The sequence below is a fragment of the Cytophagia bacterium CHB2 genome (genome assembly GCA_030263535.1).
Classification (GTDB): domain Bacteria; phylum Zhuqueibacterota; class Zhuqueibacteria; order Zhuqueibacterales; family Zhuqueibacteraceae; genus Coneutiohabitans.
This window is the reverse complement of the sequence record SZPB01000576.1, coordinates 1-2,611: the sequence shown is the minus strand read 5'-3', so window position 1 is coordinate 2,611 and position 2,611 is coordinate 1. Positions and strand designations below refer to the sequence as shown.

The window sequence follows — 2,611 nt, the reverse complement described above, 5'->3', positions numbered from 1 at the left end:
GACCGCGAACGCTCCAGCGCCATGCCGGTTTTGATTCACGGCGATGCTGCGTTTGCCGGGCAGGGCGTGGTGGCGGAGACGCTGAATCTCAGCGCGCTGCCGGGCTTTCGCACCGGCGGAACCGTTCACATCGTGGTCAACAATCGCATCGGTTTTACCACTGCGCCGGTTGATGCGCGTTCGACGGTTTATGCCACGGATGTCGCAAAAATGGTGCAAGCGCCGATCTTGCACGTGAACGGCAACGATCCGGAAGCGTGTGTGCGGGTGATGCAGCTTGCCGTGGATTTCCGGCAAAAGTTCAAAAAAGATGTGGTGGTGGATTTGGTGTGTTACCGACGGCACGGCCATAACGAAAGTGACGAGCCCAGCTACACCCAGCCGTTGATGTACGCCCGCATCAACGACATGCGTTCGGTACGCAAGCTCTACACCGAACAGCTTGTCAAGCGCGGCCAAATGACGCTGAAGGAAGCCGAGAGCATGCTCAATGATTTTCAGGCGAAGCTTGAAACCGCCTTCAGCGAAACGTCCCGCCGCAGCGGCCCGCCCGCGCCGGTGAAAATGCCGCAGCGGCCCGCCTCGCCGCCGCTGGTGAGCACGGTTTCAACCGCGGTATCGCGCGAAATTTTGGAAGAAATCAATACCGCGTTGATTCGCTTTCCCGAGGGGTTCACCTTGCATCCCAAATTGGCGAAACAGATGCAAGCGCGCAGCCGCATGCTCGCTGAAGATGCGGTGGATTGGGGGCTGGCCGAGGCCTTCGCATTCGGTTCGTTGCTGTTGGAGGGGGTGCCGGTGCGCCTCTCCGGGCAGGATTCGCAACGCGGCACGTTCAGCCATCGCCATGCGGTGTTCGTGGATTTTAAAAATGAAGCGGAATTCACGCCGCTCAATCACATTCGCGACGGGCAAATGCCGTTGATCATTTACGACAGCTTGCTGAGCGAATATGCCGTGCTCGGCTTCGAGTATGGCTACTCGGTTGCGCGGCCGGAGGCGTTGGTTTTGTGGGAGGCGCAGTTCGGCGATTTCGTGAACGGCGGCCAGATCATCATCGATCAATTCATTTCATCGGCGGAATACAAATGGGGCCAGAAAAGCCGGTTGGTTTTGTTGCTGCCGCATGGCTTCGAAGGGCAGGGACCCGAGCATTCCAGCGCGCGCATCGAGCGCTTTCTCACGCTGTGCGCGCAGAGTAACATGCGTGTGACCATGCCCACCACCGCCGGCCAGTATTTTCATTTGCTGCGCAGCCAGATTCATTCCGGCATTCACAAGCCGCTGATCGTGATGACGCCGAAAAGCCTGTTGCGCTCGCCCTGGGCCAAGGCCGCCGCCACGGATTTAACGCAGGGCACGTTTCAAGCCGTGCTCGATGATCCGGAAGCGCCGGCGAATGCTGAAATCCTGTTGCTCTGCACCGGCAAGGTCGCGTTTGATTTGATGGAACACCGCCGCGAACACGCGAACAATCAAGCTGCCATCGTTCGCCTCGAACAGCTCTATCCCTTTCCCAACGCGCAAATCGGCGAAATCTTGCAGCGTTATCCTGCGGCTAGGGACATACGCTGGGTGCAGGAAGAACCCTTCAACATGGGCGCGTGGAATATCGTGCAAGCGCGCATGCGCGACGTGATGCCGGATTCGCATCGTTTATCTTATGTTGGAAGACTTTCCAGCGGCAGCCCGGCAACCGGCAGCCACAAGCTGCATGTTATCGAGCAGGAAGATTTGGTGCGGCGGGCGTTTGAGCGGGGTGAGTGAGGAAAAAAATGTCACGTGGAATGATTTGGGTGAAACGCTTTGAACGGTGTTCCCGAACATGACAACGTTAAGCTCAAGATTTACCCCTGCTCTTGTCCCAGTCATTCAGGAGGAATCTTGTGAAGCACTCGACAATTGGGCTGCGACTTCACAAGAACCCTGGCGGTGATTCTTTGTGAATACGCGCGAACGAACTATCTCTGGCCCTGAATCACCCACCAAATCAAGCCCGCGCCCGCGAGAAACGTTAAGATGGGATACAGCCGGTTAAGCAACGGCGCCTTAGAGAGATATTGCCCTCGCCACTTCATGATGCTCCACGAGAGCAGCAACATGGCAGGAAAGATCAGAATGTTTGTGCTCAAGCCAACGAGCAAACAAAACACGATCCAGATGATCGCTTTCTCTGCGAACGTGAAACCTTTGGGGCCGTCGCTGGCGGTTTTCGTTTTGCTCATGAGAGAAGGTGGATTTTGGGAATTGCGGTTGCGCCGCGGACGCTTGAAACAAAAAAGGCCTGTAGACTCATGCGAGTCACAAGCCGATTAAATTTTATGCAGTGCCGAGGGCCGGACTCGAACCGGCACGGTTACATAGCAACCGAGGGATTTTAAGTCCCTTGCGTCTACCAGTTCCGCCACCCCGGCGATACGTTTTGATTGTAAATTTTTGAATTCGGATTGCGGAAGCTCCGTGATGTTCTTCAATAGAATCGTTCCGCCGGTTTCAATCTGGAATCCGCAACCAACAATCCGAAATAAGTTTGGATGTTGGATTCTTGAATTCGAATTGCGGAATCTCTATGACACGCTTCAATTGCATTGTTCCGGTGGCTGCAATCAAC

2 protein-coding genes and 1 tRNA gene are annotated in these 2,611 nt (G+C 55.6%); 1 reads left to right on the top strand and 2 read right to left on the bottom strand.

All coding sequences use genetic code 11. From position 1 onward, the window contains the following. On the top strand, positions 1–1,767 hold a 1,767-nt coding region (locus FBQ85_29080; GenBank protein ID MDL1879186.1), incomplete at its 5' end, for a multifunctional oxoglutarate decarboxylase/oxoglutarate dehydrogenase thiamine pyrophosphate-binding subunit/dihydrolipoyllysine-residue succinyltransferase subunit. Between the two features lie 194 nt (positions 1,768–1,961). On the opposite strand, the gene FBQ85_29075 is transcribed toward FBQ85_29080, so the two are convergent. Beyond that, the gene (locus FBQ85_29075) at positions 1,962–2,225 is read right to left on the bottom strand and encodes a hypothetical protein (GenBank protein ID MDL1879185.1); all 264 of its coding nucleotides are present in this window, start codon (positions 2,223–2,225) and stop codon (positions 1,962–1,964) included. A gap of 102 nt (positions 2,226–2,327) precedes the next feature. Continuing rightward, positions 2,328–2,414: transfer RNA gene (locus FBQ85_29070), tRNA-Leu, on the bottom strand. Positions 2,415–2,611 lie beyond the last annotated feature (197 nt).